Annotated in this window: 15 protein-coding genes; 14 read left to right on the top strand and 1 reads right to left on the bottom strand. The window is 47.8% G+C overall.

Annotated elements, in window-relative coordinates; all coding sequences use genetic code 11:
• From rpe to spoVM, 3 genes are all read left to right on the top strand, one after another.
• A complete protein-coding gene (rpe, locus tag Q9R36_RS03075; RefSeq protein WP_009795959.1) occupies window positions 1-645 on the top strand; it encodes a ribulose-phosphate 3-epimerase in 645 nt (214 codons plus the stop codon).
• A 71-nt stretch (window positions 646-716) separates the two neighbouring features.
• A complete protein-coding gene (locus Q9R36_RS03070) occupies window positions 717-1361 on the top strand; it encodes a thiamine diphosphokinase (protein WP_094767531.1) in 645 nt (214 codons plus the stop codon).
• Between the two features lie 104 nt (window positions 1362-1465).
• Window positions 1466-1546 (top strand): stage V sporulation protein SpoVM, encoded by an 81-nt coding sequence (spoVM, locus tag Q9R36_RS03065; RefSeq protein WP_022543708.1) that lies wholly within the window; start codon window positions 1466-1468, stop codon window positions 1544-1546.
• A 161-nt stretch (window positions 1547-1707) separates the two neighbouring features.
• Here spoVM and rpmB read toward each other — a convergent pair whose 3' ends face one another.
• Window positions 1708-1896 (bottom strand): 50S ribosomal protein L28, encoded by a 189-nt coding sequence (rpmB, locus tag Q9R36_RS03060; RefSeq protein WP_009795956.1) that lies wholly within the window; start codon window positions 1894-1896, stop codon window positions 1708-1710.
• Window positions 1897-2210: 314 nt separating this feature from the next.
• Here rpmB and Q9R36_RS03055 point away from each other — a divergent pair, with 314 nt between their 5' ends.
• From Q9R36_RS03055 to ftsY, 11 genes are all read left to right on the top strand, one after another.
• Window positions 2211-2573, top strand: coding sequence for an Asp23/Gls24 family envelope stress response protein (locus Q9R36_RS03055; RefSeq protein WP_009795954.1), 363 nt, complete (start codon window positions 2211-2213; stop codon window positions 2571-2573).
• A 16-nt stretch (window positions 2574-2589) separates the two neighbouring features.
• Complete coding sequence (locus Q9R36_RS03050; RefSeq protein WP_311224531.1) at window positions 2590-4272, top strand: DAK2 domain-containing protein; 1683 nt, start codon at window positions 2590-2592, stop codon at window positions 4270-4272.
• Window positions 4273-4371: 99 nt separating this feature from the next.
• Window positions 4372-6465: an ATP-dependent DNA helicase RecG gene (recG, locus tag Q9R36_RS03045; RefSeq protein WP_311224530.1), complete on the top strand. Its 2094-nt coding sequence runs from the start codon at window positions 4372-4374 to the stop codon at window positions 6463-6465.
• Between the two features lie 108 nt (window positions 6466-6573).
• The gene (gene fapR / locus Q9R36_RS03040; RefSeq protein WP_009795951.1) at window positions 6574-7143 is read left to right on the top strand and encodes a transcription factor FapR; all 570 of its coding nucleotides are present in this window, start codon (window positions 6574-6576) and stop codon (window positions 7141-7143) included.
• 37 nt (window positions 7144-7180) lie between these two features.
• Complete coding sequence (plsX, locus tag Q9R36_RS03035; RefSeq protein WP_311224633.1) at window positions 7181-8182, top strand: phosphate acyltransferase PlsX; 1002 nt, start codon at window positions 7181-7183, stop codon at window positions 8180-8182.
• Window positions 8183-8214: 32 nt separating this feature from the next.
• On the top strand, window positions 8215-9162 hold the full coding sequence (fabD, locus tag Q9R36_RS03030) for an ACP S-malonyltransferase (RefSeq protein WP_009795949.1): 948 nt from the start codon (window positions 8215-8217) through the stop codon (window positions 9160-9162).
• Window positions 9159-9902, top strand: a complete 744-nt coding sequence (fabG, locus tag Q9R36_RS03025; protein WP_094767483.1) for a 3-oxoacyl-[acyl-carrier-protein] reductase — start codon at window positions 9159-9161, stop codon at window positions 9900-9902. Before fabD ends, fabG begins: the two co-directional genes overlap by 4 nt.
• Before the next feature lie 94 nt (window positions 9903-9996).
• On the top strand, window positions 9997-10230 hold the full coding sequence (locus Q9R36_RS03020; protein ID WP_009795947.1) for an acyl carrier protein: 234 nt from the start codon (window positions 9997-9999) through the stop codon (window positions 10228-10230).
• A 229-nt stretch (window positions 10231-10459) separates the two neighbouring features.
• Window positions 10460-11239: a ribonuclease III gene (gene rnc, locus Q9R36_RS03015; RefSeq protein WP_009795945.1), complete on the top strand. Its 780-nt coding sequence runs from the start codon at window positions 10460-10462 to the stop codon at window positions 11237-11239.
• 13 nt (window positions 11240-11252) lie between these two features.
• Window positions 11253-14819: a chromosome segregation protein SMC gene (gene smc / locus Q9R36_RS03010; protein ID WP_311224529.1), complete on the top strand. Its 3567-nt coding sequence runs from the start codon at window positions 11253-11255 to the stop codon at window positions 14817-14819.
• A 79-nt stretch (window positions 14820-14898) separates the two neighbouring features.
• Window positions 14899-15888, top strand: coding sequence for a signal recognition particle-docking protein FtsY (ftsY, locus tag Q9R36_RS03005; RefSeq protein WP_009795943.1), 990 nt, complete (start codon window positions 14899-14901; stop codon window positions 15886-15888).

Genomic DNA, 15888 nt, shown 5'->3' with positions numbered 1-15888 from the left:
ATGGTTAAGATTGCACCATCGATATTATCTGCTGATTTTTCCCGGCTGGGAGAAGAAATCAAGGATGTAGAAAGGGGAGGGGCCGACTATATCCATGTGGATGTAATGGATGGCCATTTTGTCCCGAATATCACGATCGGCCCGCTGATTGTAGAGGCAGTCAGACCGATTACAAAGCTGCCGCTTGATGTGCATCTGATGATTGAAAATCCAGATCAGTATATCGAAGCCTTCGCCAAGGCAGGCGCCGATTATATTACAGTCCATGCAGAAGCATCCAGGCATCTGCACCGGACGATCCATCTTATCAAGTCTTATGGTGTAAAAGCAGGCGTCGTCCTGAATCCAGCTACACCGGCAGAAGCTCTTAAGCATATCATCCAGGATATCGACATGGTCCTGCTGATGACAGTGAATCCTGGCTTTGGGGGCCAGAAATTCATTTCATCGGTGCTCCCGAAAATCAGGCAGGTAAAAGAAATGGCTGCAGAGCAGGGGCTGGATCTTGAAATTGAAGTGGATGGCGGTGTGAATGAGGAGACGGCTAAGCTCTGTATAGAGGCAGGCGCAAATGTCCTTGTCGCCGGTTCTGCCGTTTATAATCAGAAAGACCGCGCGAAAGCAATCGCAGCACTTAGAGGATAAAAAAAGAAAAGCCAGCTGAATGATTCGGCTGGCTTTTCTATAAACTAATTTAAGAAAGACAGGTGATACCGCTGATTATCCATATACTTGCAGGAGGGCCGGTGGAACTTCTTCCGGAACTTGTACCTGCTGATGAAGGGGATATTTGGGCAGGTGTGGACCGGGGAGTCTTTACCCTGCTCTCAAAAGGAATTGTTCCGCAGGCCGCATTCGGCGACTTTGATTCAGTATCTCCCGATGAGATGATGAAAATCCGGGAAGCTGTAAAGAAAGTCCGGCTGTTCAACCCTGAGAAAGATGAAACCGATATGGAGCTTGCCATCATCTGGGCACTGAAGCAGGAACCCGAAGCCATCAAAATATATGGAGGGACCGGGGGGCGCCTCGACCACTTCTTTGGCAATGTGCAGCTCCTCATCGGGCCGCTCCTGAAAGGCGCTAGCACCCATATCGAGCTGATAGACAGCAGAAATATCATTTATGCCAAAGGCCCGGGGGCTTATACTGTCCTGCCCTTGGAGAATATGAAATATGTCTCCTTCGTCCCGGTGACGAGCCATATAAAGGACCTGACGCTCGAAGGCTTTAAATATCCGCTGAAAAATAAATATGTCCCGCTCGGGTCTACCCTGTGCATTAGTAACGAACTTAATCATGATTATGGTACTTTTTCATTTACCGAAGGCATAATAATGGTGATAAGGAGTCATGATTAAAAGTCTTAAACAAAGTGTACTCATCTTAATCTTTTGAATATGATGGTAAGGGCGCAAAAGAGGACAGAGAGATTTGCGGTTAGATGGCGAGGAGGGACATATCCATGAAGTTTTATACGATTAAATTGCCGAAGTTTTTAGGCGGACTTGTCCGCGCGATGCTAGGAACCTTCAAAAAGGAATAAAAGTGATAGATCCATAGCAGAACGTACAAAAATACCACACCTTCAGCAGCATCCGGACAGCGGATGCTGATTTTTTTTGCAAGGAAGGATATAGAAGCAAGTGCGGTTTGCGGGGACGGAGAAATAAAAAAGGACATCCGCGGGATGTCCTTTTCGAGCTGTTACACTCGTTCTACTTTACCTGATTTAAGCGCTCTTGCAGAAACCCAAACACGTTTAGGCTTACCGTCTACAAGGATGCGAACTTTTTGAAGGTTAGCTCCCCAAGTACGCTTGTTTGCATTCATAGCGTGGGAACGCTTATTGCCTGAAGTTGTTTTTCTACCTGTTACGACACATTTGCGTGGCATGTATATTTCCCTCCTAACTCACAAAGCTTGAAACTATTTTTTCATGCTTTCATTTGCAATGATCATATTGCTCAATCTAAGTAATGGAAAAACAGTAACGAGTATGTTTTTCGGCATTAAAAGATACTTTAATAATTTATCATACAACCCAAATGAATGCAATAGTTGTGATGCAACCTTTCAAGAAAATTTCCTTGACATAGTATACGGGAAGCTGCCCTATAATAAGAAAGGGGAAGTATAGCTTTTAAATTTACCCTTGATATAGTAAAATGACTTTAGTCAAGGAGCAATTTCCAAAGGGGGAACGACTCATGTCCATTGAATTAAAAACGAAATTCGGGCAAATTGATATATCTAATGATGTGATTGCTACTATTGCCGGTGGCGCAGCTGTTGACTGCTACGGCATTGTAGGGATGGCTTCCAAGAACCAGATTAAGGACGGGCTTACCGATATTCTGCGCAAGGAAAACTTTACACGCGGTGTGATTGTGCGCCAGGAAAGCGAAGAAGTACATATCGATATGTATATTATTGTGAGTTATGGAACGAAAATTTCCGAGGTTGCCCACAACGTGCAATCAAAAGTAAAGTACACCCTTGATAAAACTGTTGGACTTGCCGTTGACTCGGTTAATATTTACGTTCAGGGAGTTCGTGTAACGAACCCGTAGTGAGGAGGAAAGATTTGTGTCAATTACAGTTTTAGATGGAAAGCGTTTCGCGGAAATGGTGATGCAGGGTGCAAACCACTTATCCTCTAATGCCAAATATGTAGATGCGCTAAACGTTTTCCCGGTTCCTGATGGAGATACAGGAACCAATATGAATTTATCGATGACTTCCGGAGCGAAGGAAGTCAGGAATAATGTCCAGGCGCATATTGGAAAAGTGGGCACTGCCCTTTCAAAAGGATTATTGATGGGTGCCCGCGGGAATTCGGGTGTCATCCTGTCACAGCTGTTCCGCGGCTTCTCTAAAGCAATTGAGCAAAAGTCTGAAATTACAGCAAGCGAGTTTGCAGACGCGCTGAATACTGGTGTCGAGACCGCCTATAAAGCTGTCATGAAGCCGGTTGAAGGGACGATCCTGACCGTTGCAAAGGATTCTGCCAAAAGGGGTGTCCAGGCTGCGCAAAGCGAGGACGATATTATCAAAGTCCTTGAGGAAGTCCTGAAGGAAGCAAAAGCTTCGCTGAACAGGACGCCTGACCTGCTGCCTGTTCTGAAGGAAGTCGGCGTTGTGGACAGCGGCGGGCAAGGCCTTGTATTTGTCTACGAAGGCTTTCTTGCTGAGCTGAAGGGCGAAAAGCTTCCTGACGCACCTGCCTCTCTTCCGAGCATGGATGAAATGGTAAATGCCGAACATCATAAATCAATCCAGGGGCATATCAATACGGCAGATATTGAATTCGGCTATTGCACTGAATTCATGGTTAAGCTTGAAGAAGAAAAACTGAACGGAAAAAACTTTTCTGAAGATCTTTTCCGTCAGGATTTAAGCCGTTTCGGTGATTCTCTTCTGGTGATTGCCGATGAAGAACTGGTGAAGGTACATATTCATTCTGAGCAGCCCGGAGATGTGCTGAGCTATGGCCAGAAATATGGCAGCCTGGTGAATATGAAAATTGAAAATATGCGCCAGCAGCACACAAACATAGTGGGTGAGACACATACCCCGCTAAGGACCGGAGAACCTGCCAAAACAAACGAGAAGCTTGAATACGGCATTGTAGCTGTGTCTATGGGCAGCGGCATTGCTGACCTTTTCAGAAGCATTGGCGCCCATGTTGTCATTGAAGGCGGCCAGACAATGAATCCGAGCACCGAGGACATTGTTAAGGCCATAAAGGATGCGAATGCCAAAAAGATCATCATCCTGCCGAACAACAAGAACATTATTATGGCTGCCCAGCAGGCCGCCGAGGTAGCAGAGGAAGACGTTGTTGTCATTCCATCCAAAACTGTGCCGCAGGGTATGGCTGCACTGCTTGCTTTCAATCCTGGTGCAGGCCTTCAGGACAATGAAAGCGGCATGAGCGAGGCTTTAAGCCATGTCAAGACAGGACAGATCACTTTTGCTGTCCGTGACACGAGCATCGACGGCCTTGAAATCGAAAAAGAAGATTTCATGGGAATCGCTGATGGCAAAATCGTTGTCAAAGATAAGGATAAGACTGAATCAGCCAAAAAGCTCCTCACACATATGATTGATGAGGATGCTGAAATTATTACAATCCTTAAGGGCGAGGATGCATCCGAGGCAGATTTGGAGGCCATTGCAGACTTCCTGGAAAAAGAATACGAAGACATAGAAGTTGAAGTGCATGACGGCAAACAGCCATTGTACGCTTTCATCTTTTCAATCGAATAGCCTTACCAGGAAATAGAAGGGGATGCCCCTTCTATTTCTATCTATGCAGGCATGCAATGCCCCCGAAACTTGCCGAAGCTCCCAAATAGAGATCCCCGGATGCATCCACAGTCATATTCTCCTATAAAGTATAATCGAAATCAGGTGATTAATATGTTGAACGAACCAGTTACAAGTATAAAAGGAATAGGTGCAGAGACCGCTGAAGCACTGGCAGATATGAATATTTTTACTGTCGGCGACCTTTTGGAGCATTTTCCGTTCCGCTATGAGGACTACCGGCTTAAAGACCTGTCAGAAGTCAAGCATGAGGAAAGGGTTACAGTGGAGGGGAAAATCCACAGCGAGCCTTTGCTGACTTATTATGGGAGAAAACGGTCGCGCCTGACGATAAGAGTCCTTGTCGGCCGTTATTTGATCCAGGCGGTATTTTTTAACCAGCCTTACTTAAAAAAGAAGTTTGCCATCAATGATTCTGTCACGATTACCGGGAAGTGGGATCAGCACCGCCAGATGATTTCCGCCAGTGAAATTCATCTTGGGGAGAATGCAGCTTCCAAGGATTTCGAACCTGTATACGCAGTGAAAGGCAGCATTACGGTAAAAGGCATCCGCAGATTCATTGGCATGGCGTTCAGCCAGTATGCTGACAGCATTGTGGAGACACTGCCTGAGCGGCTTCTTGAGCAGTATAAGCTCTTGAACAGGAAAGATGCCCTCAGGGCGATGCATTTTCCGGGCGGGCCCGAGGATTTGAAGCAGGCAAGGCGCAGATTTGTTTATGAAGAATTCTTATATTTCCAGCTTAAAATGCAGGCGCTCAGAAAATTCGAGCGTGAACAGTCAAAAGGGATTGTCCAGACGTATGACTTGAAAAAGCTGAAAGAATTCATCGGATCGCTTCCCTTTCCTTTGACTGGAGCCCAAAAAAGAGTAGTGAACGAAATCCTGTCTGATATGAAATCCCCATACCGGATGAACAGGCTCCTGCAGGGTGATGTAGGCTCCGGCAAGACGGTCGTAGCTGCCATCGGTTTATATGCAGCAGCAACAGCAGGCTATCAGGGGGCACTGATGGTCCCGACAGAGATACTTGCCGAGCAGCATGAGAAATCGCTGAAAGAGCTGCTGGAGCCTCAGGGCCTGTCGTGTGAGCTGCTGACAAGCTCTGTCAAGGGAAAGAAGAGAAAAGAGATCCTAGCCAGGCTTTCGGAAGGGGAAATTGATGTTCTGATCGGTACCCATGCCCTCATCCAGCAGGAAGTCGAGTTCAAGCGGCTCGGATTTGTCATAACAGACGAACAGCACCGGTTCGGCGTAGAACAGCGCAGGGTGCTCCGTGAAAAAGGTGAAAGCCCTGATGTCCTGTTCATGACAGCAACTCCGATTCCAAGGACGCTTGCCATAACGGTGTTCGGGGAAATGGATGTATCTATTATTGATGAGATGCCTGCAGGCAGGAAGACAATCGAAACTTACTGGGCAAAGCAGGAAATGCTGGACCGGATTCTCCAATTCATGGAGAAGGAGCTTTCCAAAGGAAGGCAGGCATACGTCATTTGCCCGCTGATTGAGGAATCGGACAAGCTGGATGTCCAGAATGCAATCGATGTCCACAGCAATCTGACATTCTATTTTCAGGACCGGTATAAAGTAGGGCTGATGCATGGGAGGCTCCATCCGGAGGAAAAGGATGGAGTGATGAAAGAGTTCAGCCGCAACGAGATACAGATCCTTGTATCTACAACTGTCGTTGAAGTTGGGGTCAATGTGCCTAATGCTACCATTATGGTAATCTATGATGCGGAGAGATTCGGGCTGTCCCAGCTGCACCAGCTGAGAGGAAGGGTCGGAAGGGGAAGCGAACAGTCTTATTGCATCCTCCTTGCCGATCCAAAATCAGAGGTCGGGAAAGAACGGATGAAAATCATGTCTGAGACCAATGATGGTTTTGTTCTCAGTGAAAAGGATCTGGAACTGAGGGGGCCCGGAGACTTTTTCGGCCGCAAGCAAAGCGGCATGCCTGAATTCAAGGTGGCAGATATGGTCCATGACTACCGCGCTCTTGAAACGGCACGGAATGATGCATCGAAGCTGATACAGTCCAGCATCTTCTGGGAAGGTCCGGAATATGGGATGCTAAGGGAATATCTTAAAAATACAGGCGTATTCCATGGGGAAAAGCTTGATTGAAGCGGGAAGCAGACGGAGACAGAACGGAAAAGTTCTGCCTTGCGCTCTGCTTTTTTTTTGTATATACTGCTATTAGTACCTAGTCTTAATATCTCGGCGGTGGAGGATATGAGAAAAAATAAAAAAGAACGCCAGCAGCTGCTGGTTGAAACGATAAAGGATAATCCCTTCATTACAGACGAGGATCTGGCCGACCGTTTTTCAGTCAGCGTCCAGACCATCCGGCTCGACCGTCTCGAGCTTTCCATTCCCGAGCTGAGGGAAAGGATCAAAAATGTTGCGGAGAAATCTTTCGAGGATGAAGTAAAATCTCTTCCCATAGATGAAGTCATTGGGGAAATCATTGACATAGAACTTGATAATACGGCGATTTCTATATTTGATGTAAAAGAAGAGCATGTATTCAAAAGGAACCGGATTGCCCGAGGCCACCACCTTTTTGCACAGGCCAATTCACTGGCTGTCGCTGTCATAAATGACGAGCTGGCACTAACGGCTAAAGCGAGCATACAGTTTACCCGCTCAGTACACCAGAATGAGAGGGTAATCGCAAAAGCAAAAGTCGTTAAGATCGACAACAGCTCTGGCAGGACACTTGTAGAGGTTTCAAGCTTTGCGAACAATGAACTGGTTTTCAAAGGCGAGTTCGACATGTTCCGTTCCCACAGAGAAGCATGAAAATAATCCGTTAACAAGCAGGGGATGATGCAGAATGATGAAGATAGCGATAGATGCAATGGGCGGAGACAATGCCCCAAAGGAAATTGTACTCGGGGCCATGAAGGCTGCAGCAGAATTCAAGGACATACATATTACACTCGTCGGTGACGAAAAGAGAATCAGGGAGCATCTCACAGTGCGTGAGCGGATCGAAATCATCCATACAGAAGAGATGATCCTTGGGACCGATGAACCGGTCAGGGCAGTGCGGAGGAAGAAGGATGCTTCTATGGTCCTCGCAGCCAGGCAGGTCGCTGATGGCAATGCTGATGCATGCATTTCAGCCGGGAATACAGGCGCACTGATGGCAGCAGGGTTATTCGTTGTAGGAAGGATCGAGGGCATTGAAAGGCCGGCATTATCGCCGACTTTGCCGACAATAGATGGCAAGGGATTCCTCCTGCTTGATGTAGGGGCAAATGTCGATGCCAAACCTGAGCACCTTCTGCAGTATGCCGTCATGGGATCGATATATTGCGAAAAAGTCAGGGGCATCTCCAATCCCCGAGTAGGCCTTTTAAATATCGGCACAGAAGAAAAAAAAGGAAATGAACTGGCCAAGAGTGCATTTGGATTGATCAAAGATGCCGGACTGAATTTTGTCGGGAATGTAGAAGCAAGGGATCTCCTGGAAGGTGCGGCAGATGTTGTCGTCACTGATGGATTTACAGGGAATATGGTTCTGAAGACGATAGAAGGCACCGCCTTATCCGTCTTTAAAATGATGAAAGAGGCGATGACAAGCAGCCTGAAGAGCAAAATGGCAGCAGCAGTGCTGAAGCCGGACCTTGTCCAGCTGAAATCAAAGATGGACTATTCGGAGTACGGCGGAGCCGGGCTGTTCGGACTGAACGCTCCTGTCATCAAGGCCCATGGTTCCTCTGACAGCAATGCGCTCTACAGCGCAGTCAGGCAGACACGTGAAATGGTGCAGAATAATGTGGCGGAAACAATAAAGGCAGCAGCAGAAAAGCTGCCTGTAACAGGCAGGGAATAGCCTGCAGATTTCTTTGAAAAGGAGAAGAGAAAATGGGGAAAATTGCATTTTTATTTCCTGGCCAGGGCTCTCAGACTGTTGGCATGGGGAAATCTTTGGCAGAATCAGATAATAAAGTAAAAGCTGTCTTTGATCAGGCAGACCAAAGGCTGAATGATAAGCTATCAAGCCTGATATTTGAAGGACCGCAGGAGACACTGACATTAACGGTCAATGCCCAGCCGGCGCTTTTGACGACAAGCATTGCCATTCTCGCTAAGTTCCGTGAGTCAGGAATCAGAGCTGATTATACAGCCGGACACAGCCTTGGTGAATATACTGCCCTTGTCGCTGCAGGCAGCATCTCTTTTGAAGACGCGGTGCATGCGGTAAGAAAAAGAGGCGAGTTCATGGAGGCGGCGGTTCCAAACGGTGAAGGCACGATGGCAGCAGTCCTCGGCCTCGGCAGGGATGAACTGCGTGCGGTGACAGAGGAAATTTCAGGGAAAGGACATCCGGTACAGCTGGCAAACCTGAATTGCCCCGGCCAGATCGTAATATCCGGCTCCAGGCAGGGCGTTGAGCAAGCTTCTGCAAAAGCGAAAGAAGCAGGCGCCAAGAGGGTCCTTCCGCTTGATGTCAGCGGACCGTTCCACTCATCTCTGATGAAGCCGGCAGCAGAGAATTTGCGGGGTGTCCTGGACAGCATCACGGTTTCCGATGCGCAAATTCCAGTCATTTCCAATGTCAGTGCCGCCGAAATGACGGAATCAGGGGATATTAAAGAAAAGCTTGTCCAGCAGCTCTATTCCCCGGTGCTGTGGGAGGATTCTATTGAAAGGATGATCGGCCTCGGAGTCGATACATTCATTGAAATCGGCCCAGGAAAAGTTTTATCAGGGCTTGTGAAAAAAGTAAACCGCTCAGCCAAAACATATGCTGTTTCAGATGAAGCAAGCTGTGCGGCTGCAATTGAGGCATTAAAGGGGGAACCGCAATGAAGCTTGAGGGCAAGTCAGCGATCGTAACAGGCGCTTCCAGGGGAATTGGCCGCGAAATTGCATTGGAGCTTGCGAGGCAAGGAGCCAATGTGACAGTCAACTATTCCGGAAGCGAAGCAAAAGCTAACGAGACTGTTGAAGAAATTAAGGCGCTCGGCCGTGACGCATTTGCTGTAAAGGCAGATGTATCAGACAGTGAGGCTGTAACGGCCATGATGAAAGAGACAATCGAAAAATTCGGAAGCATTGATATTCTTGTCAATAATGCAGGCATCACCCGCGATAATCTTCTTATGAGAATGAAAGAGGAAGAATGGGATGAAGTCATCAGCATCAATCTCAAAGGTGTCTTCCTTTGCACGAAGGCGGCAACAAGGCAAATGATGAAGCAGCGCAGCGGCAGGATCATCAATGTATCATCGATCGTCGGTGTCAGCGGCAACCCTGGACAGGCCAACTATGTTGCCGCAAAGGCAGGCGTCATCGGCTTGACAAAAACTTCTGCAAAAGAACTGGCTACAAGGGGAATCACCGTCAATGCAATTGCCCCTGGCTTCATCTCGACTGATATGACAGACAAGCTTAATGAAGAAGTGAAAGAGCAGATGCTGTCAGGAATCCCCCTCGGACGGCTTGGCGAACCTTCAGATATTGCAAAGGTAGCCTTATTCCTGGCTTCTGAGGACAGCCGCTATATGACAGGGCAGACCCTCCATGTTGACGGCGGAATGGTGATGTAGAAGCCTCTTCAGCAGACAAAAGAAAAAATTGTTAGGCTGGACATTTATTAATCTGCTAAAATGCTCTATAATGTCTTGAGGGGAGGTGACAAGCATGGCAGATGTGTTAGAACGTGTAACAAAGATCATCGTAGATCGTCTTGGTGTTGAAGAGTCTGAAGTAACATTGGAAGCTTCTTTCAAAGAAAATCTTGGCGCAGATTCCCTGGATGTAGTTGAACTGGTTATGGAACTGGAAGATGAATTCGATATGGAAATCTCTGACGATGATGCAGAAAAGATCGCAACAGTCGGCGACGCTGTGAATTACATAAAAGCTAATGTGTAATCGTTAGATTGAGCAAAGCTCCGTTTTGAACGGGGCTTTCTTCTATAAAGGCGGATACAGGGATGATTCACCTGCCGGCAGAGCCCGTGCTTCCTGATGAATCGGCCCATTGGTCCAAGAGGCTGGAAGCTGCCTGGAATATTCAGGATGCTTTCAGGTTTTTTTGCGTTTTTAAGAATTATTACGTAAACTGATAATGTATGTAAACTATTAGCAAGGTGGAGGCAATATGCGCAAGAACAATAAAGACCAAGAGAAAAAAGCATACCGCGCGGCAGAAATGCAATTCAGGGAGTTCCAGAAGAAAATCGGGATTTCCTTTGAAAATGAAAAGCTGCTGAAGCAGGCTTTTACACATTCATCGTATGTGAATGAGCATCGGAGAAAGCCGTATGAAGATAATGAACGGCTGGAGTTTTTAGGGGACGCCGTACTTGAACTGACTGTATCCCAATTTTTATACAAGAAATATCCCATGATGAGCGAAGGAGAGCTGACAAAGCTGAGAGCGGCAGTTGTGTGTGAGCCATCCCTGGTTACATTTGCCAATGAGCTTGAGTTCGGGAAGCTCGTCCTTCTCGGCAAAGGGGAGGAAATGACAGGCGGAAGAGAGCGTCCGGCTTTGCTTGCAGATGTGTTCGAGGCATTTATCGGCGCATTATACCTGGAAAAAGGGATAGATACAGTCATCGGATTTTTAGAACAAACGGTCTTTCCAAAAATAAATTCGGGTGCTTTTTCTCATGTGATGGATTTCAAGAGCCAGCTTCAGGAGCTCGTCCAGCGTGATGGAGCGGGTGCAATTGAGTATAAGATCCTTCAGGAAAAAGGCCCTGCACACAGCAGGGAGTTTGTCTCGCGTGTTTCCTTGTCAGGGAATGAGCTCGGGACCGGGACAGGCAGATCGAAAAAAGAAGCAGAACAGCACGCGGCACAGATGGCGCTGGAGATTTTAAAATCCCATTTGCAGAATGACTCAACATCCCAAGAAAATCAACCGAGAAGCTAGGAGGGATATATCAGTGTTTCTGAAACGGCTAGATATTGCAGGCTTTAAATCCTTCGCCGAGAAGTCCTCTGTCGATTTTGTCCCTGGCGTGACAGCTGTTGTCGGCCCGAATGGGAGCGGCAAAAGCAATATTACAGACTCCATCCGCTGGGTGCTTGGCGAGCAGTCCGCGAAGTCCCTGAGGGGATCGAAAATGGAGGATATCATCTTTGCCGGGAGCGACAGCAGGAAATCGCTGAATTTTGCAGAGGTGACCCTGACCCTTGATAACGAAGATCAGTTCCTCCCGCTTGATTATAATGAAGTGAGTGTTACGAGGAGAGTCTACCGCTCAGGGGACAGTGAATTTTATATAAACAGCCAATCATGCCGCCTGAAGGATATCATCGATTTGTTCATGGATTCAGGCCTTGGGCGGGAGGCATTCTCCATTATAAGCCAGGGGAAGGTAGAAGAAATCTTAAACAGCAAGGCTGAGGACCGGAGGAGCATTTTTGAAGAAGCGGCCGGAGTCCTGAAATATAAAACAAGGAAGAAAAAGGCTGAGGCCAAGCTTCTTGAAACCCAGGAAAACCTGAACCGGGTGAATGATATCGTCTATGAGCTCGAAAGCCAGGTGGAGCCGCTGAAGATCCAGTCTTCCATCGCCAAGGACTACCTGCAGCAAAAAGAAGAGCTGGAAAAAATCGAAGTTGCCCTTACAGCCTTTGAGATTGAGGACCTTCACGGAAAATGGGAGGCTCTTTCTGCCGTGCTTGAAAAGCTGAAAAAGGAAGAAGAAGCTTTGGGCGGTGCGATCGGGGAAAAGGAAGCTGAAATCGAAGTGGCAAGGGCAGGCATTTCAGACCTTGATGAGTCCATCAATGATCTGCAGGGTGTGCTGCTTCATGCCAGCGAGGAGCTGGAAAAGCTCGAGGGCAGGAAAGAAGTCCTCAAAGAACGGAAGAAAAATGCTTCCCATAATAAAGAACAGCTGAAGAGAAATATAGAAGAGCTGGGGGAAAAGGAAGCTTCTCTTAAAGAAAGAAAAGCAATGCAGCAGGAGATTGCCGATGTTCTTCAGAGAGAGGCAGCTGAGCTTCAGAAAAAGCTAAGAGAAAAACAGGCTGAGCTGAAGCTTTATAGTGAAAATACAGAAGAAAAAATCGACTCTCTCAAAAGTGATTATATTGAATTGCTGAACAGGCAGGCTGCTTTTAAAAATGAATTTCAATATATCGGCCAGCAGCTGGCCCAGCAGGGAGCAAGATCAACCCGACTTGAGTCAGACAATGAAAAGTTTCTTTCGGAACGAAAGCAGATAGAAGACCAAAAGAAAGAAATCATTGGCAGGCTTGAACAGATACAGGGCGAGCTTGAGGAACAGGTCCGCCTTTTCAAGAATGAGCAGGCAAAAACCGAATCTTTGAAAACGAACTATCAGAAGCAGGAAACGACTCTTTACCAGGCCTATCAGTATCTTCAGCAGGCCAAGTCCCGCAAAGATATGCTGGAAGAGCTGGAGGAGGACTATTCCGGCTTCTTCCAGGGAGTCAAAGAAGTGCTGAAGGCAAGGGGCGGCGCACTTAAGGGCATTGAAGGTGCGATCGCTGAGCTGATTGCGGTGCCGAAGCAGTATGAGACTGCAATTGAAACCGCTCTTGGCGGTGCGATGCAGCATGTTGTGGTAGCGAACGAAGAGAATGGCCGCAGCGCCATCCAGTTCCTGAAAAAGCATTCATACGGCCGGGCGACCTTCCTGCCGCTGAATGTCATTAAAGGAAAGTCGCTGTCACAGGGCCAGCTGCAATCGCTAAAGCTGCATCCATCTTTTATCGGTGCTGCCGCTGACCTGGTATCTTTTGATTCAAAGTATGAAGAGGTCGTTAAAAACCTTCTCGGCAATGTCATAGTTTCAAAGGATCTAAAGGGAGCCAATGAAATGGCAAAGATCCTTAATTACAGAAGCCGGTTTGTCACAATGGAAGGCGATGTTGTAAACCCGGGCGGCAGCATGACAGGCGGCGCCGTCAAGCAAAAATCCTCTTCTTTGCTCAGCCGGAAGACAGAGCTTGAAGAGCTGAAAGAACGTTTGGCCGAAATGGATTCCAAGACGCAGCTGCTGGAAGAGCAGGTGAGAAGGGTCAAGGGAGACATAAATAAGCAGGAAGAACTGATTGAAAACCTGCGCAGATCCGGTGAAGAACTGAGGCTGAAGGAAAACTCCCTGAAGGGCGATCTCCGGGAAGTGGAGATGGCTGAGAAGAACATAAATGAACGCCTTTCCTTGTATGATATGGATAAGTCGCAATCTGCCGAAGAGTCCCAGAAGCTTTCAGCCAGGAAATCTGCACTTGAGCTTGAGCTTGAGAAGATGCAAAAAAGCATCACTGGCCTGGAGGAAGAAATCGAGGTGCTCACACAGCAGAAAAACACTAGGATGACCTCCAAGGAAACGCTCATGGACATGATCGGCGAGCTAAAGATTACGCTGGCATCCAAGAACGAACAGCTGAACTTCGCTAAAGATACTTTCGCGTCCATTGAGGGAGAGCTGGCGGAAACATCAGAGAAGCTTCAGACCTTCAAGGAAGATTTGTCGCTGCTGTCATCAGAGCTGACCAGCAGCTCTTCAGGAGAAGAAGTGCTCGAGGAAGCCGCAAGGAAGAAGCTGAAAGATAAGCAGGAAGCCATCGACTTGATTTCTTCCAGGAAAGAGGAGCGCCTTAAACTCCAGGAAACACTTGAAGACCTGGAGCTTTCAGCCAAGGAGCTCCGCCGCCTTCATAAGGGCATGACTGAGAGCATGAAGGATGAGGAAGTGCGATTGAACAGGCTGGATGTTGAACTGGATAACCGCCTGGCCCATCTCAGGGAGGAATATCTGCTTACCTTTGAAGCAGCCAGGGAGGAGTATCCGCTCCACATTCCTGCTGAGGAAGCACGCAAAAAGGTTAAGCTCATCAAATTGTCCATTGAGGAGCTAGGGACAGTGAACCTGGGTTCCATTGAGGAATATGAGCGCGTATCAGAGCGCTATGAGTTCCTGCTGGCACAGAAGAATGATCTGCAGGAAGCGAAGGACACTCTCTTCCAGGTAATTGATGAAATGGATGAAGAAATGAAAAAAAGATTCAGGCAGACATTTGAAGGAATCAGATTCCATTTTGAGTCTGTCTTCCAGGCGCTGTTTGGCGGAGGCAGGGCAGATCTAAAGCTGACACAGCCTGACGATCTGCTTAATACAGGCGTTGACATCGTTGCCCAGCCGCCAGGCAAGAAGCTGCAGAATCTGGGGCTCTTATCAGGCGGGGAGAGGGCGCTCACGGCAATCGCGCTGCTATTCTCAATCCTGAAGGTGCGCCCCGTACCGTTCTGCATCCTGGATGAAGTGGAGGCTGCGCTCGATGAAGCCAACGTCCAGCGCTTTAGCCAATATCTGAAGAGATACAGTGAGGAAACACAGTTTATCGTCATCACCCACCGCAAAGGGACGATGGAAGAAGCAGACGTCCTGTACGGTGTAACGATGCAGGAATCAGGTGTTTCAAAGCTTGTCTCAGTCAGACTTGAAGAAACCCGGGAGCTTGTTCCGCAATAGACAGGCAAAATATGCCGGAAAAGGGGTGTACGCTCTTTTTCCGGCGATACATACAGATGAATGAGAAGGAAGTGAACAGATGAGTTTCTTTAAAAAACTGAAAGATAAAATTACGAAGCAAACCGATACAGTGACAGAAAAATTCAAGGATGGCCTGACAAAAACGAGGGATAATTTTTCCGGCAAGGTCAATGATCTTGTAGCGAGGTACAGGAAGGTCGATGAGGACTTCTTCGAAGAGCTTGAGGAAATTCTCATTCAGGCTGACGTGGGCTTTGACACGGTCATGGAGCTTGTAGAAGAGCTGAGAATGGAAGTGAAGCGCAAAAACATCCAGGACCCGCAAGGCGTGCAAAGCATCATTTCCGAGAAACTGGTTGAAATATATGAGGGAAGCGGGGAAGCATCTTCCGCTTTGAATATCCAGGAAGGCGACCTGACAGTCATCCTGTTCGTAGGTGTGAATGGGGTCGGCAAGACTACCTCAATCGGCAAGCTGGCGCATAAGTTCAAGTCTGAAGGAAAAAAGGTGCTCATGGCCGCAGGGGATACTTTCCGTGCGGGGGCCATCGAGCAGCTTGAAGTCTGGGGAGACCGGGTCGGCGTCGAAGTCATCAAGCAGGCAGAAGGATCTGATCCGGCAGCTGTTATGTTTGATGCCGTCAGGGCTGCGAAATCAAGGAATGCAGATATCCTTCTTTGTGACACCGCAGGACGCCTTCAGAACAAGGTCAACCTGATGAAGGAGCTTGAAAAAGTCAAGCGGGTGATCGAAAGGGAAATCCCCGGCGCCCCGCATGAAGTATTGCTCGCCCTTGATGCAACAACAGGGCAGAATGCCATGATCCAGGCAAAAACCTTCAAGGAAGCAACAGATGTGAGCGGAATCGTCCTGACAAAGCTTGATGGCACCGCAAAAGGCGGCATCGTCCTGGCCATCCGCAAGGAACTCGACATTCCCGTCAAATTCGTCGGCCTCGGAGAAAAAATGGACGACCTGCAGGAATTCGACGCAGAACGCTATGTCTACGGCCTATTCGCTGACATGGTCGAGAATGCGGAAGAGTAA

The organism is Bacillus sp. AG4(2022) (assembly GCF_031844465.1).
Classification (GTDB): Bacteria; Bacillota; Bacilli; order Bacillales; family Cytobacillaceae; genus Bacillus_AB; species Bacillus_AB infantis.
Note: the sequence above shows the minus strand (reverse complement) of the source record. Positions and strands in the feature narration are given on the sequence as shown.

Bases quoted from the DNA above. Each gene is read 5' to 3' on its own strand.
- Q9R36_RS03020 (WP_009795947.1), top strand. From the start codon at position 9,997: ATGGCAGATGTGTTAGAACGTGTAACAAAGATCATCGTAGATCGTCTT.
- fabD (WP_009795949.1), top strand. From the start codon at position 8,215: ATGGGGAAAATTGCATTTTTATTTCCTGGCCAGGGCTCTCAGACTGTT.
- rpmB (WP_009795956.1), bottom strand. From the start codon at position 1,896: ATGCCACGCAAATGTGTCGTAACAGGTAGAAAAACAACTTCAGGCAAT.
- rnc (WP_009795945.1), top strand. From the start codon at position 10,460: ATGCGCAAGAACAATAAAGACCAAGAGAAAAAAGCATACCGCGCGGCA.
- spoVM (WP_022543708.1), top strand. From the start codon at position 1,466: ATGAAGTTTTATACGATTAAATTGCCGAAGTTTTTAGGCGGACTTGTC.
- fapR (WP_009795951.1), top strand. From the start codon at position 6,574: ATGAGAAAAAATAAAAAAGAACGCCAGCAGCTGCTGGTTGAAACGATA.
- plsX (WP_311224633.1), top strand. From the start codon at position 7,181: ATGAAGATAGCGATAGATGCAATGGGCGGAGACAATGCCCCAAAGGAA.
- Q9R36_RS03055 (WP_009795954.1), top strand. From the start codon at position 2,211: ATGTCCATTGAATTAAAAACGAAATTCGGGCAAATTGATATATCTAAT.
- rpe (WP_009795959.1), top strand. From the start codon at position 1: ATGGTTAAGATTGCACCATCGATATTATCTGCTGATTTTTCCCGGCTG.
- recG (WP_311224530.1), top strand. From the start codon at position 4,372: ATGCATCCACAGTCATATTCTCCTATAAAGTATAATCGAAATCAGGTG.
- fabG (WP_094767483.1), top strand. From the start codon at position 9,159: ATGAAGCTTGAGGGCAAGTCAGCGATCGTAACAGGCGCTTCCAGGGGA.
- ftsY (WP_009795943.1), top strand. From the start codon at position 14,899: ATGAGTTTCTTTAAAAAACTGAAAGATAAAATTACGAAGCAAACCGAT.